Here is a 12,778-nt window from a genome sequence, read left to right as displayed (position 1 = left end):
CCTCGTCTCTAGCCTGGGCGCACCCGCCCCTCGATCGAAGGAGATCGCCCATGTCGGAGACCCTCGCCCAAGCACTCGCCCGCGTCGGCGATCCCGTCGCCCTGCTGCGCGACGTCGACTATCCGGCGTTCACGTTCCCGGTGCATCCGGAGTTCACGAACTGGCGCTCCGAGTCGCGCTCGTGGAACGAGTCGGTCGCGCTGATGGATCAGTCGCACCACATGACCCAGCTGTTCCTCACCGGCGATGACATCGCCGAGGTGCTCAGCCCCATCGCCGTCAACACGTTCTCGAACTTCCGCCCCGGCGTCGCGAAGCAGCTGATCGCGGTCGACCCCGAGGGGCACGTGATCGGCGATGGCATCCTGTTCCACCTGAACCACCCCACGCCGATGGGCGAGCGCGTGGTGCTGATCGGCCATCACGTGCTCATCGACTGGGTGCGCTTCCACGCCGAGCGGAGTGGAAAGGACATCCACTGCCGCCTCGAGGGCAACTCGAACATGCGCGAGGGCGACCCCACCTTCTACCGCTACGAGCTGCAGGGGCCGCACGCGCACGCCGTGCTCGAGAAGCTGCTGGGCGGCCCGGTGCCCGAGGTGAAGTTCTTCCACATCGGCGACTTCTCCTTCGCCGGCACCACGGTCCAGGGCCTGCGGCACGGCATGGCCGGCCAGCCCGGCTTCGAGTTCTTCGGCCCGTATGCCGAGGGCGAGACCGTGCGCGCCGCGCTGCTGGAGGCAGGAGCGGAGTACGGCATCACCCGGATCGGCGCGAAGGCCTACTCGGTCACCCCGCTCGAGTCCGGGTGGGTGCCGACGCCCTTCCCGGCCATCTTCGGCGACGATCCGCTCTTCGCCGAGTACCGCGAGTGGCTTCCGCTGGCGCGGGCGGGCTCCATCGGCGGCTCGCTGCACGGATCGGTCGAGGACTTCCTGCTGACCCCCTACGACCTGGGGCTGGGCCGCTCGGTGAACTTCGACCACGACTTCATCGGCAAGGAGGCCCTGCAGCGCATCGCCGAGTCGCCCGCTCGGCGCAAGGCCACGCTGATCTGGGATGCGGACGACGTCGCCGCGGTCGTGCAGTCGCAGCTCGAACCCGGCACCCCCGCGAAGTACCTCGAGTGGCCCAAGGCGCGATACGGCTTCTACCAGTTCGACGAGGTGCAGGCCGAGGGGCGGCGCGTGGGCGTCTCGACCGACGCCGGATACGTCGCCTACGACCAGCTCTACCTCTCGCTCGCCTCGATCGATCGGGACGTGCCGGACGGCGCCCGCGTCGAGGTGCTGTGGGGCGAGGATCCGGTCTCGGCCAAGGGCAACGTGGAGCCGCACCGGCAGGTGCGCATCCGCGCCACGGTGGCCCCCGCGCCGTACCACCAGTACGCGCGGACGACCTACCGGGATCTGTGACGCGGCGGGGCCGGGATCAGATGGTCGCGGTGTCGATGACGAACCGGTAGCGGACGTCGGAGGCGACCACCCGATCCCAGGCCTCGCTCACCTGATCCGCGGTGATCAGCTCGATCTCGGGCGTGATCCCGCGCTCGGCGCAGAAGTCGAGCATCTCCTGCGTCTCGCGGATGCCGCCGATGTTGCTGCCGGCGAACGAGATGCGCTGCGCCGTGAGCGATGACGCGCGCAGCGACATCGGGTTCTCGGGGAGGCCCACGTTGACGAGGGTGCCGTCGCGCTTGAGCAGCCGCAGGATCCGGTCGAAGTCGAGGTCCGATCCGACGGTGCAGATGATGAGGTCGAGGCCGCGCTTGAGCTCGCGGAAGGTCTCCGGGTCGTTCGTCGCGAGGTAGCGCGTCGCGCCGAATCGGATGCCGTCGTCCTTCTTGCTGAGCGAGTGGCCGAGGACGGTCACCTCGGCGCCGAGCGCGGCGGCGATCTTCACGCCCATGTGGCCGAGCCCGCCCATGCCGAGGATGCCGACCTTCACGCCGGGGCCCGCGCCCCAGTGCTTCAGCGGCGAGTAGAGCGTGATGCCCGCGCACATCAGCGGCGCAGCCTTGTCGAGCGGCAGGGCGTCGGGGATGCGCAGCGTGTAGTTCTCGTCGACGACGATCTGCTTCGCGTAGCCGCCCTGCGTCCAGCCGCCCTCCGGATCGCCCTCGGGGCGGGGGGTGTTGTACGTGTAGAGCCCACCGCGCAGGCAGTACTGCTCCTCGCCGTCGAGGCAGTTCTCGCACTCGCGGCACGAGTCGACGAAGCAGCCCACCCCGGCGTGGTCGCCCACCGAGAAGCGCGTGACCTCGCTGCCGATCGCGCTGACCACGCCGGCGATCTCGTGCCCCGGCACCAGCGGGTAGTGCGCGGCGCCCCACTCGTCGCGCGCCGTGTGGATGTCCGAGTGGCAGATGCCGGCGAACGCGATGTCGATGACGACGTCGTGCGGGCCGGGCTCGCGGCGTTCGATCTCGATGCGCTCGAACGGGGCGCGGGCGGACGGGACGGCGAGGGCGGAGACAGCGGGCACGCGGATCCTTCGGCTTCGTTGCGGGGAGACGATCTCAGTATCGCCCGGGATCGAGTCCCGGGGCGCCGATAGGGTGACCGCATGGAGGCGCAGATCGCGGTGTTCGTCATCCTCGCGGTCGCGCTCGCCGCGTTCGCGAGCAACCGCATCCCCCTGGCTGTCGTGGCCGGCGGCGTGTCGCTCCTGCTGTTCCTGAGCGGCGTCCTCACGCTGCCAGAGGCGCTCGCCGGGTTCTCGGATCCGACGCCGATCCTGATCGCCGCGCTGTTCGTCGTCGGCGATGCGCTCGATGCGACGGGGGTCACCGCGTGGGCGGCGCGGCGGGTCACGGATCTCGCCGGCTCCAGACGAGGCCGGATCACCGTGGTCATCTCGCTTGTTGTGGCGGTGATCACGGCGTTCATCAGCATCAACGGCGCCGTCGCCGCCCTGCTGCCGCTGGTGGTGGTCGTCGCCGGGCATGCGCGGATCGCCCCGTCGCGGCTGCTGATCCCGCTCGCGTTCGCCGCGCACGCCGGGTCGCTGCTGACGCTCACCGGGACACCGGTGAACATCCTCGTCTCGGACGCCGCGGCCGGTGCCGGCGCACGGCCGTTCCACTTCTTCGAGTTCGCCCTGGTGGGCCTGCCGCTGCTCGCCCTGACGATGGCGACCAGCGCGGCCCTCGGCGGGCGCCTGCTGCCCGAGCGGGCGGTCGGGTCCGTGGATCCGTCGTCGGGTCACGCCGACGAGGCCGCGTGGATGCGCGAGAACTATGGGCTGGCGACCGGGCCGCTGTTCACGGCGGACGAGGGCACGGTCGAGGTCATGCTGCCGCCGCGCTCGCGCTATGTGGGGCGCCACGTGCACCCGGGCATGAGGATCTTCCGCGACGAGCTGGTGGTGCTGTCGGTGCGCTCGTCCGACGGGCATCAGGGCTCCGGGGCCGAGGAGATCGAGTCGCGCGACGCCCGCGGCGACCGTGCGTGGGATCTGTGCCCCGGCGACTCGATGCTGGTGCAGGGCCCGTGGGATGCGCTCGAGCGCTTCGCGGCGGCGCCCGAGGTCGTCGCGGTGACCGAGCCGCAGTCGCTGCGCCGCGCGGTGCCGCTCGGTCGCGGCGCGCGGCGATCCCTCGCGATCCTGATCGGGATGGTGCTGCTGCTCGTGACGGGGCTGGTGCCCGCGGTCGTGGCGGGGCTGCTCGCCGCGGGGGCCGTGGTGCTGTCGCAGGTCCTGTCGGTGCGCGACGCGTTCCGCGCGGTGCACTGGTCGACCGTCGTGCTGATCGCCGGGATGATCCCGCTCTCGACCGCCTTCCTGCAGACCGGCGCCGCGCAGCTTGTGGCCGACGGGGTGCTCTCGGTCGTCGGCACGACCTCGCCGCACCTCGTGCTGCTGGGGCTCGCGATCATCACCCTCGCCCTCGGCCAGGTGATCGCCAACGTGCCGACCGTGCTGCTGATGATCCCGATCTCGCTGTCGACCGCCGCGTCGCTCGGGCTCTCGCCGCTGCCGTTCATGATGTCGCTGACGGTCATGGGCGCGGCCGCCTTCTTCACCCCGATCGCGACGCCGGCGAACACGATGATCCTCGAGCCGGGCGGCTACCGCTTCGGCGATTACTGGCGCCTGGGTCTGCCGCTCGCCGTCGTCTGGACGGCGGTGGCGGTGCTGTACGTGCCGCTGATCTGGCCGTTCTGACGCGCCCCGTTACGGAGGGGATCCCGGATCCTCCGGGGCGGCAGCGCGTCTCGAGCCCGGCGAATCCGGGATCTCCGCGGAATCCGCCGCCGCGGCAGGCGCCGTAGACGCAGGCAGGCGGAGCCCCGAGCGGGGCTCCGCCTGTGCACCTCGGCGCTACGCGCGCTCAGCCCTCGGCGGGAGAGGGGTGGCCCTCCTGCGGGAGCACGTGCGCGTCGGCGTCGTCGTCCGGATCCTCTCCCTCGGCCTGCGAGGGGTGGCCGGTGTCGGCTTCGGAGTCGGTGCCGAGATCGGGGTCGGTGTGGACGAGGTCGTCCTCGGGGCCGTGGTCCTGCTGATCGCTGTTCGTGTCCATGGATCGAGCGTGGCGCGATCCGATCACAGGAGCGAGGGGATTGACAGGTCAGGCCGGAGCGACCTGCGCGATCAGGGTCTCGACGCGGCGGCGGATCTCGTCGCGGATGGGGCGCACTGCCTCGATGCCCTGCCCCGCCGGGTCGTCGAGCTCCCAGTCCTCGTAGCGCTTGCCGGGGAAGATCGGGCAGGCGTCGCCGCAGCCCATCGTGATCACGGCATCGGATTCGCGCACGGCCTCGACGGTGAGCACCCGGGGGGTGTTCGCGGAGATGTCGATGCCCTCCTCGAGCATCGCGGCGACGGCGACCGGATTGATCCGGTCCTTCGGGGCCGATCCGGCCGAGAGCACCTCGACGCGGTCTCCCGCGAGGGCCCGGAGGTAGCCGGCGGCCATCTGCGAGCGGCCCGCGTTATGGACGCAGACGAAGAGAACGGTGGGCTTGGTCACCCGCAAAGCATAGATGGCTGTCTATGCTTTGCGCAATGGCGCAGGGTCACTCGCCGCCGAGGTTGCCGGTGAGGCGGCCGTGGAAGGCCGTCGCCGCCTCGTTCATCCCCACGATCTCGACCGTCGCCCCGTGCCGCTCGTACTTGGTGACGATGGCGTCGAGGGCGGCGACCGACGAGGCGTCCCACACGTGCGAGCGCGACATGTCGATCACCACGCGCTCGGGATCGGCGGCGTACTCGAACTGCGTCGTCAGGTCGTTCGACGAGGCGAAGAACAGCTCGCCGTCGACCGCGTAGCGCGCCTCGGAGCCATCGGCCGCCAGCGTGCGGGTGACCGTGGTGAAGTGCGCGACGCGGCGCGTGAACAGCACAGCCGCGACCACCACGCCCGACAGCACACCCACCGCGAGGTTGTGCGTGACGATCGTCGCGAGCGTCGAGACCAGCATCACCGCGGTCTCGCTGCGCGGCATCCGCTTCAGTGTGGACGGCCGGAAGCTGTGCCAGTCGAACGTCAGCACGGAGACCATCATCATGATCGCCACCAGGGAGGCCATCGGGATGATCGCGACGACGTCGCCCAGCGCCACAACGAGCACCAGGAGGAAGACGCCTGACATGAAGGTCGAGATGCGTGTGCGCGCCCCGGAGACCTTCACGTTGATCATGGTCTGCCCGATCATCGCGCAGCCGCCCATGCCGCCGAACATGCCGGACAGGATGTTCGCCACGCCCTGTCCCCACGACTCGCGGGTCTTCGACGACCGGGTGTCGGTGATGTCGTCGACGAGCTTCGCCGTCATCAGCGACTCGAGCAGCCCTACCGCGGCCATGCCGAGCGAGTAGGGCGCGATGATGCCCAGCGTCTCGAGGGTGAGCGGCACCTGCGGCAGCATCAGGATCGGCAGGCTGTCGGGCAGGGCGCCTCGGTCGCCGACCGTGGGCACGTCGATCGCGAACACCGCGACGACGATCGTGAGCACCACCACCGCGACCAGCGGCGCGGGGATCGCGCGGGTCACCTTCGGGAACAGCCAGAGGATCACCATGCCCGCCGCCGCCAGGACGTAGGCCATCCACGGCGAGGCGAGGAGCTCCTCCAGCTGCGAGATCGCGACCAGCACGGCCAGCGCGTTGACGAAGCCGATCATGACGCTGCGGGGGATGAAGCGCATGAGCTTCGCCACGCCGAGGGCGCCGACCACGACCTGGATCAGGCCGCCCAGGATCACCGTGGCCAGCAGGTAGTCGAGGCCGTGATCGCGCATGACCGGCGCGATGACGAGCGCCACCGCCCCCGTGGCCGCCGAGATCATCGCGGGCCGGCCGCCGAGGAACGCGATCGAGACCGCCATGACGAACGCCGAGAACAGACCGACGCGCGGGTCGACGCCGGCGATCACCGAGAACGCGATGGCCTCGGGGATGAGGGCGAGCCCCACGACGAGACCGGCCAGGACCTCGCGGGTCAGCAGGCGCGGCGAGGTCAGCGCATCCCGCACGGACGTGGCGTAGCGGGTGCCCGTCTGGGTGAGGGCGGGGGGCATGGGGCCTCCGTTCGGCGCGCGGGCGGGGGCGCGGCTCGGCGTCGGCGCAGGGCGCGGAGCCATCGGGTGGTGGAATGTATGCGGGCCGGCGAGAGCCGCCGGTCCCCGCTCTCACCGTAACGCGGAGGAGCGATGGGAGAGAGGGCGCGCGCGCGTCGCGTGACGCCGACGAGTTCATCCACCTGCTCAAGCAGCGTTGATCCGATCCCTCCGGCGAGAAGAGCGTCCCGTTGTGTCAAGCCCATTGGGTGGGACGATCCCGGGGCCTAACGTCGGTGTCATGAACTCCGAACTGCCTGCCATCCACGAGTGGTACCCCAAGCTGTCGATGGACGCCAAGCACACCCTGCATGACGACGTCGTGGTCATCCCCGACGGCGTGCGCGAGGAGATCGGCGAGATCGTCGGATTCGCCGTCCCCGAGGGAGCGGCGCTGAGCGAGGCCGATCGTGACTTCATCCGCACGCAGGGCGAACCGGTCGACTGACCCGGACGAGCTCGCCACGCTCGCCGACCTCGCCGCGCTGGTGAGGTCGCGGGCGTGCGCGTACGTCCGCTACTCCGAGGGCCCCGAGCACGACGCCTCCGAGCAGAGCCGTGACACCGAGAGCGGCCTGGATCTGCCCGGGCTGTCGGTGAACCCGCTCCACCCCGAGGCCTGGTGGACGCGTCCGCTGGAGGACTGGCTGGCGCGGCAGGCCTGCCAGTACGCCGAGCTGGCCGAGAAGAACCCGGACCGCCGCGCCTGGGTGCTGGACGGGCGCATCGTCGCCCGCGGCCCGGACTGCGAGCCGCTGCTCGCCGACGTCGAGCCGCTCGCCGTCCTCGCGCCCGCCGTGCTCGACGAGGCCACCGCGCGCTACGAGGAGGCGTTCGACGCCGGACGGGGGCCGGAGGACTAGCCCTTCAGCCCGCCCGCGGCGACCCCCTCGATGATGTGGCGCTGCGCGACGAAGAACAGCACGATCATCGGCAGCGTGGTGATGACGCTCGCGGTGATCAGGATCTCCCAGTGCCACTCGCCGCCGAAGCCGAAGTTGTCGACCAGCGCCTTGAGGCCCCGAGGGACGGTGAAGATCGTCGAGTCGCGCAGGTAGATCAGCGCCCGCATCAGGTCGGTCCACACGGCCTGCACCTCGAACACCACGGTCACCGCCAGTGCCGGGCGCGACAGCGGCAGCGCGATCCGCCAGAACACCTGCCAGGGGTTGGCCCCGTCGACGCGCGCGGCGTCGAAGAGGTCGCGGGGCAGCGAGAGCATGAACTGCCGCAGCAGGAAGATGTAGAACGCGCTCCCGAACAGGTTGTGCGCCCACATCGGCGTCAGCGTGTTCACCGCGCCCAGCGCGTTCCAGATGAGGAACGTCGGGATCATGGTCACGGCGCCCGGCAGCATCATCGATCCGAGCACCAGAGCGAACAGGGCCCCGCGCCCGCGGAAGCGGTAGAACGCGAAGGCCCACGCGACCATCGCGCTCGAGAGCGTGACGGCGGTCGCGGCGAGCGCGGTGACGAGCACGGTGTTCAGCAGCCACAGCGCCAGCGGCGCCTCCTGCCACACCTGCACGTAGTTCTCGAGGGTGAAGGTCTGCGGGATCAGCCGGTTGTCGAAGACCTCGCCGCGCGGCTTGAAGGACGCGCTCACCAGCCACACGAACGGGTACACGAACACGACGGCGATCAGCACCAGGGCGCCGATCGTGACGATCCGGCTCGCGCGGATCATCGTGAGGTCCCGCCCTCGTAGTGCACCAGCCGGCGCGAGACGACCGCCTGGATCGCGGTGATGACCATGATCACCGCGAACAGCACCCAGGCCATGGCCGAGGCGTAGCCCATGTTGAGGTACTGGAAGGCCTGCTGGAAGAGGTAGATGACGTAGAACAGCGCCGCGTCATTGCCGTAGGTGGTGTTGCCCGCCCCGAAGAACGCGGTGTACGCCTCGTCGAAGGTCTGCAGGCCCGCGATCGTGTTCACGACCACGATGAAGAACACGGCGGGGCTGATCATCGGGAGCGTCACGCTGAGGAACTGGCGCCACGACCCGGCGCCGTCCAGCCGCGCCGCCTCGTAGAGCTCCTCCGGCACACCCCGCAGGGCCGCGAGGAGGATCAGCACCGACGATCCGATCGTCCACAGGCTCATGATGATCAGGCCGGGCTTGACCCACGCGGGATCGGTCGTCCACGAGGGGCCGTCGACGCCCACCCAGCCGAGGCCGGTGTTGATGAGCCCGCTCTGGCCGTTGAACAGCAGCAGGAACAGGATGCCGACCGCCACGGGCGGGGTCATCTTGGGCAGGAAGAAGACCGTCCGGAAGAACCCCGAGGCGCGCCCCGCCCGCGCCAGCAGCAGTGCCAGCGCGAGCGAGACGGCGATGTAGAGCGGCACCTGCACCGCCGTGAAGAACAGGGTGTTCGACAGGGCGAGGGCCACCTTCGGGTCGGCGAACAGCTCGGCGTAGTTGTCGAACCCGACGAAGGTCGGGCTGTTGATCACGTCGTAGTCGGTCAGCGAGAGGTACGCGCTGTAGATCAGCGGCCACGCGGTGAAGACCGCGAACCCGATCAGCCAGGGACTGAGGAACAGGAAGGCCGCGCGGGTCTCGCCGCGGCTCACCGCTCCTCCATCTCGGCCCATGCGTCATCGAGCGCCTTCTGCGCGACCTTCTGCGCCTGGGCGAGGGCGTCGGCGGGCTCGGCCTCCCCGGAGAGCACGTCGTTCACGGCGTCCTGCATCGCGTTCTCGAACTCGGCATCGGCCGGGCTCGCCGGCAGCGAGAAGGTGTGGTCGTTGGCCTCGTACGTGGCGGCCACGGCGGTGTCCCACGGCTCGCCGCCGGGGGTGACCATCTCGCGGATCGCCGCGTCGGCCTCGGCGTTGCCCGTCAACAGCCCGGTGAAGGGCTTGTCGTCCTGGGTGCGCAGCTCGAGGCGCGCGTTCGCCGCCGCCTCCCAGCTGTCGACGGACGTCATCACCCGCGCCCAGCGGCACGCGGCCTCGGGGTTCGCGGCGCCGGCCGGGATCGCCCAGGCCTGGCCCGAGGCGTACGCGATCGGCTCGCCCTGCAGATCCTTGACCGTGTCGAACACCACCGTCGCATCCGGAGACACGTCGTTGAGCACGTTGATGTACCACTGCTCCATCGGCATCGCCCCGAGCACGTCCGTGGCGAACTGGTTGCCCTCGCCGAAGAAGTCGGCCGAGTCGCGGTAGGCCTTCACCGCGCCGAAGCCGCCCTGTGCGTCGTAGATCGACACCGCCCACTCGAGGGCCTCGATCGCGCCGGGGTCGTCCAGGTGCGCCTCGCGCCCGTCCTCGCTGAGGAGGTCGACCCCGTTGGCCTTCGCCCAGAGGGGGAAGAACTCCGGCAGCTTGCTGTCGTACCCGATGACGCTCAGCTTGCCGCCGTCGGACCGGGTGAGGGCCTCGTTGGCCGCGCTCACCTTCTGCCAGTCGCTCCCGTCGACATCGGAGAGCTCGAGGCCGGCCGCGTCGAGCAGCGCGGAGTTCGCCATCGTCACCTGCACGACGTTGAACTCGGGGATGCCGTAGACGTGGTCGTCGAGGGTGACCTGGGCGAGCGCCGACTCGACGAACATCGAGGTGTCGATGCCCTCGCCCTCGATGCAGCGATCGAGCGGCAGGATCGCCCCCCGCGCGGCCAGGGACCCGAGCTGGTCGCGGTTGGCGTAGATGAGGTCCGGCGGATCGCCGGTGGCGGCGGCCGACAGGAACTGCTGGAGATCGAGCTCGCCCTCGGCGACCTTGGCCTCGACCCCATCCCCGAGGGCCTTCTTCGCCAGGTCCATGCGCGTGGTGGCGACCTCGTCCACGCCGCCGAAGCCCATCACGCTGAGCTCGCCCGTGAGCTCCGCGTCGGGATCGTACTTCGCCTCGGCGTCATCCGCGCCGCCGGTGCCGACCGCGCACCCCGTGAGCATCAGCGCCCCGCCTGCGAGCACCGCCGCCGCCTTGATCCGGAACCTTCTCATCGATCCGCTCCTCGTCCATCGAGCCCGTCCCCCCGAGGTGGACGCTAGAAGCGCGCAAGAAGGCAGGTAAGCGGCTTGACAGAGCGCCTCGGGGTGACTTCTCCCCGGTCTTAGCGGCCGATCCGCGCCCGCGCAATCCCCTCCTGGCACGGGCCGCCCACGACCTAACGTCGAAGGCGCCGACGATTCGTCGGTGACGCGTGATGCAAGGAGGACATATGAGCCAGAACCATCTCGAGACCCCGCAGGACCTGCTGCGTTTCCAGCTGCGCACCGCGATGACGATGGAGGAGGACTCGCTCGCCGCCGTGACCGAGCTCTCCGAGGTCGCGCGCACCGCCGACATCAAGAAGCTGTTCCGGCACCACGCCGACGAGACGCGCGAGCAGATCGAGAACCTCAAGAAGGTGTTCGAGCTGCTCGAGGTCCCCGAGTCGACCGCGCCGTCCCCCAGCACGAAGGGCATCAGCCGTCAGGCCGAGTCGCTCATCCAGCGTGCCGATGAGTCGCTGCACGACCAGATCGCCCTGTCGGCCGCCATCGGCAACGAGCACTACGAGATGGCCTCGTACCAGGGCCTCATCGTCCCCGTCACGGCGCTCGGCGCCACGGAGGTGCTGTCGCTGCTGCAGGCCAACATGGACCAGGAGGTGCACACCAGCGAGGAGCTGGCAACGCGCCTCAAGGAGCTCGTCGGGGGCTGATCGCCGCTCGACCCTCCCGTCCGCCCTCGGTCCTACTCGGATTCGAGGGCGGACGTTCCGTTGGGGGTGCCGACCGGCTTCGACTCGGCCGAGCCGCGCTGGCGCAGGTAGATCGAGAACCCGACCATGCACCCGACCGCGAGGAACTCGGACTGCCAGTTCTGCAGCGTCCGGTTCCAGAACTCCGGCCCCGTCACGTACTGCGCCCACGTCATGGCGATCTCGCCGTGCTGGGTGGCCTCCTCGTTCGCGACCGTCACCCCGGCGAGCGACTGAGCGAACCAGGACATCAGGAACACCAGTCCCATCACGATCAGCAGCGAGTTCGAGAACAGCCAGAGGCGGATCCCGCGGACCTTCGCCCAGGCGGGCGAGTCCGGACGGGCGAACTCGACGATCATCTGCTCCTCGTCGGTGCCCACGCCCTGATCGCCCGGCTTCTTCGACTCGGGAGATCCGCGCTGGACCAGCCAGATCGTCGCGAGGATGAAGACGAAGAACTGCAGGAACTCGGACTGCCAGTTCTCGGCGAGGTCGACGAGGAACGACGAGGACGTCACGAAGTCGCCCATCGTCGTCGGGGGGAACCCGTGCTCGGCGAGCTGCTGGTTCTCGTAGGCGAGGCCGACGAACGCCTGCCCGATCACGGTGCCGGCGAACAGGCCGAGGAACAGCAGGGTCAGGGCGTTGTCCTTGAGCGCGCGCATCTCAGCGGCCCGCCAGCGGGAGTGCGATCATCGCGGCGAGCCCGCCCACCACGATCGCGGCCCAGCTCCAGAACGCGAAGCGCATCCCGGAGGTCGACTCGATCGGCGGATCCTGTTCTCTCATGAGACGACCGTAGACGGGGTTCCGGCGCCGCGAAGACGGCTTGACACCCGAGACGGATAACCCTCGTCTCCATACCTGTCAACCCTGTTCACGCGCATGGATCGGGGACCCTAGCGTCGAAGACGATCAACCGAGTAGTGAGGAAAGGGACTTCATGATCACGACACTGACCGCGGAGATCGACGTCGACGCGCCCATCGACACCGTCTACAACCAGTGGACGCAGTTCGAGTCCTTCCCGGAGTACCTCGGGGCGGTGAAATCCGTGAAGCAGATCGACGATGTGCGCACGCACTGGACGGTCAGCATCGGAGGCCGCGAGGAGGAGTTCTTCGCGGACATCGTCGACCAGGTCCCGGACGACCACATCTCCTGGCAGAGCACGGACGGCACGTTCCATGCCGGCCGAGTGGACTTCGTGCCGCACACGACCGACGACGGCCACCCGGGGACCCACATCAAGCTGCTGATGGAGTGGGAGCCCCAGGGATTCCTCGAGACCATCGGCGGCGCCCTCAACATCGACAGCGCCCAGGCGCGGATGGACCTCGAGCGCTTCAAGCGCTTCATTGAGAAGCGGGGCACCGAGACGGGCGCCTGGCGCGGCGAGGTGCACGGACGTCAGGAGACCGGCCCGGAGGGCCTCGTCTGATATCCGAATATTTCGGAATGCGTTTGAGGGAAATGGCGGCGTCCTCCCACTGAGGGCGCCGCCATCTTCCTCACG

Annotated in this window: 15 protein-coding genes; 6 read left to right on the top strand and 9 right to left on the bottom strand. The window is 69.7% G+C overall.

The annotated features are described in order from the left end of the window. Nucleotides 1-50 precede the first annotated feature (50 nt). Nucleotides 51-1,415, top strand: coding sequence for an aminomethyl transferase family protein (locus tag ACOKGD_RS13495; RefSeq protein WP_342337877.1), 1,365 nt, complete (start codon nt 51-53; stop codon nt 1,413-1,415). 16 nt (nt 1,416-1,431) lie between these two features. On the opposite strand, the gene ACOKGD_RS13490 is transcribed toward ACOKGD_RS13495, so the two are convergent. Then, nucleotides 1,432-2,484 carry an NAD(P)-dependent alcohol dehydrogenase gene (locus tag ACOKGD_RS13490; RefSeq protein WP_342337876.1) on the bottom strand — a complete coding sequence of 351 codons (1,053 nt, stop codon included), beginning with the start codon at nt 2,482-2,484 and terminating at the stop codon, nt 1,432-1,434. 81 nt (nt 2,485-2,565) lie between these two features. Here ACOKGD_RS13490 and ACOKGD_RS13485 point away from each other — a divergent pair, with 81 nt between their 5' ends. Continuing rightward, nucleotides 2,566-4,167 (top strand): SLC13 family permease, encoded by a 1,602-nt coding sequence (locus ACOKGD_RS13485; RefSeq protein ID WP_342337875.1) that lies wholly within the window; start codon nt 2,566-2,568, stop codon nt 4,165-4,167. A 166-nt stretch (nt 4,168-4,333) separates the two neighbouring features. Here ACOKGD_RS13485 and ACOKGD_RS13480 read toward each other — a convergent pair whose 3' ends face one another. From ACOKGD_RS13480 to ACOKGD_RS13470, 3 genes are read right to left on the bottom strand one after another with little or no spacing between them, the layout of a single operon-like run. Continuing rightward, nucleotides 4,334-4,522, bottom strand: a complete 189-nt coding sequence (locus ACOKGD_RS13480; RefSeq protein ID WP_342337874.1) for a hypothetical protein — start codon at nt 4,520-4,522, stop codon at nt 4,334-4,336. 48 nt (nt 4,523-4,570) lie between these two features. After that, nucleotides 4,571-4,972 (bottom strand): arsenate reductase ArsC, encoded by a 402-nt coding sequence (locus ACOKGD_RS13475; RefSeq protein ID WP_342337873.1) that lies wholly within the window; start codon nt 4,970-4,972, stop codon nt 4,571-4,573. Nucleotides 4,973-5,018: 46 nt separating this feature from the next. Then, nucleotides 5,019-6,521 (bottom strand): SulP family inorganic anion transporter, encoded by a 1,503-nt coding sequence (locus ACOKGD_RS13470; RefSeq protein ID WP_342337872.1) that lies wholly within the window; start codon nt 6,519-6,521, stop codon nt 5,019-5,021. 280 nt (nt 6,522-6,801) lie between these two features. On the opposite strand from ACOKGD_RS13470, the gene ACOKGD_RS13465 reads away from it, so the two are divergent. Continuing rightward, entirely contained in the window at nt 6,802-7,008 is a 207-nt protein-coding gene (locus tag ACOKGD_RS13465; protein WP_342337871.1) for a hypothetical protein, read from the top strand. Then, the gene (locus ACOKGD_RS13460) at nt 6,971-7,423 is read left to right on the top strand and encodes a DUF6098 family protein (RefSeq protein WP_342337870.1); all 453 of its coding nucleotides are present in this window, start codon (nt 6,971-6,973) and stop codon (nt 7,421-7,423) included. Before ACOKGD_RS13465 ends, ACOKGD_RS13460 begins: the two co-directional genes overlap by 38 nt. On the opposite strand, the gene ACOKGD_RS13455 is transcribed toward ACOKGD_RS13460, so the two are convergent. The 3 genes from ACOKGD_RS13455 to ACOKGD_RS13445 are packed head-to-tail and all read right to left on the bottom strand — an operon-like array spanning nt 7,420 to nt 10,516. Continuing rightward, entirely contained in the window at nt 7,420-8,247 is an 828-nt protein-coding gene (locus tag ACOKGD_RS13455) for a carbohydrate ABC transporter permease (RefSeq protein ID WP_342337869.1), read from the bottom strand. The two genes, ACOKGD_RS13460 and ACOKGD_RS13455, sit on opposite strands and share 4 nt — an antisense overlap. Next, the gene (locus ACOKGD_RS13450) at nt 8,244-9,140 is read right to left on the bottom strand and encodes a carbohydrate ABC transporter permease (protein WP_342337868.1); all 897 of its coding nucleotides are present in this window, start codon (nt 9,138-9,140) and stop codon (nt 8,244-8,246) included. Before ACOKGD_RS13450 ends, ACOKGD_RS13455 begins: the two co-directional genes overlap by 4 nt. Beyond that, on the bottom strand, nt 9,137-10,516 hold the full coding sequence (locus tag ACOKGD_RS13445; protein ID WP_342337867.1) for an ABC transporter substrate-binding protein: 1,380 nt from the start codon (nt 10,514-10,516) through the stop codon (nt 9,137-9,139). The genes ACOKGD_RS13450 and ACOKGD_RS13445 overlap by 4 nt, the downstream gene beginning before the upstream one ends. Nucleotides 10,517-10,734: 218 nt before the next feature. Between ACOKGD_RS13445 and ACOKGD_RS13440 the strand changes: the two genes are divergently transcribed. Continuing rightward, complete coding sequence (locus ACOKGD_RS13440; protein WP_342337866.1) at nt 10,735-11,220, top strand: YciE/YciF ferroxidase family protein; 486 nt, start codon at nt 10,735-10,737, stop codon at nt 11,218-11,220. A 32-nt stretch (nt 11,221-11,252) separates the two neighbouring features. Here ACOKGD_RS13440 and ACOKGD_RS13435 read toward each other — a convergent pair whose 3' ends face one another. Both ACOKGD_RS13435 and ACOKGD_RS13430 read right to left on the bottom strand, forming a co-directional pair. Further along, nucleotides 11,253-11,927 carry a DUF6766 family protein gene (locus ACOKGD_RS13435; protein WP_342337865.1) on the bottom strand — a complete coding sequence of 225 codons (675 nt, stop codon included), beginning with the start codon at nt 11,925-11,927 and terminating at the stop codon, nt 11,253-11,255. Nucleotide 11,928: 1 nt separating this feature from the next. Beyond that, a complete protein-coding gene (locus ACOKGD_RS13430) occupies nt 11,929-12,051 on the bottom strand; it encodes a hypothetical protein (protein ID WP_342337864.1) in 123 nt (40 codons plus the stop codon). Nucleotides 12,052-12,205: 154 nt separating this feature from the next. Here ACOKGD_RS13430 and ACOKGD_RS13425 point away from each other — a divergent pair, with 154 nt between their 5' ends. Then, the gene (locus ACOKGD_RS13425) at nt 12,206-12,703 is read left to right on the top strand and encodes an SRPBCC family protein (RefSeq protein WP_342337863.1); all 498 of its coding nucleotides are present in this window, start codon (nt 12,206-12,208) and stop codon (nt 12,701-12,703) included. Nucleotides 12,704-12,778: the final 75 nt, after the last annotated feature.

The sequence above is a fragment of the Microbacterium phosphatis genome, assembly GCF_049177115.1.
In the GTDB taxonomy this organism is placed as follows: Bacteria; Actinomycetota; Actinomycetes; order Actinomycetales; family Microbacteriaceae; genus Microbacterium; species Microbacterium phosphatis.
The sequence above is the reverse complement of the archived record's forward strand: the minus strand, read 5'-3'. Positions and strand labels throughout refer to the sequence as shown.

Excerpts from the sequence above, each read along its gene's own strand:
- ACOKGD_RS13495 (WP_342337877.1), top strand. The coding sequence starts at position 51 with ATGTCGGAGACCCTCGCCCAAGCACTCGCCCGCGTCGGCGATCCCGTC.
- ACOKGD_RS13485 (WP_342337875.1), top strand. The coding sequence starts at position 2,566 with ATGGAGGCGCAGATCGCGGTGTTCGTCATCCTCGCGGTCGCGCTCGCC.
- ACOKGD_RS13480 (WP_342337874.1), bottom strand. The coding sequence starts at position 4,522 with ATGGACACGAACAGCGATCAGCAGGACCACGGCCCCGAGGACGACCTC.
- ACOKGD_RS13470 (WP_342337872.1), bottom strand. The coding sequence starts at position 6,521 with ATGCCCCCCGCCCTCACCCAGACGGGCACCCGCTACGCCACGTCCGTG.
- ACOKGD_RS13465 (WP_342337871.1), top strand. The coding sequence starts at position 6,802 with ATGAACTCCGAACTGCCTGCCATCCACGAGTGGTACCCCAAGCTGTCG.
- ACOKGD_RS13455 (WP_342337869.1), bottom strand. The coding sequence starts at position 8,247 with ATGATCCGCGCGAGCCGGATCGTCACGATCGGCGCCCTGGTGCTGATC.
- ACOKGD_RS13445 (WP_342337867.1), bottom strand. The coding sequence starts at position 10,516 with ATGAGAAGGTTCCGGATCAAGGCGGCGGCGGTGCTCGCAGGCGGGGCG.
- ACOKGD_RS13440 (WP_342337866.1), top strand. The coding sequence starts at position 10,735 with ATGAGCCAGAACCATCTCGAGACCCCGCAGGACCTGCTGCGTTTCCAG.
- ACOKGD_RS13435 (WP_342337865.1), bottom strand. The coding sequence starts at position 11,927 with ATGCGCGCGCTCAAGGACAACGCCCTGACCCTGCTGTTCCTCGGCCTG.
- ACOKGD_RS13430 (WP_342337864.1), bottom strand. The coding sequence starts at position 12,051 with ATGAGAGAACAGGATCCGCCGATCGAGTCGACCTCCGGGATGCGCTTC.
- ACOKGD_RS13425 (WP_342337863.1), top strand. The coding sequence starts at position 12,206 with ATGATCACGACACTGACCGCGGAGATCGACGTCGACGCGCCCATCGAC.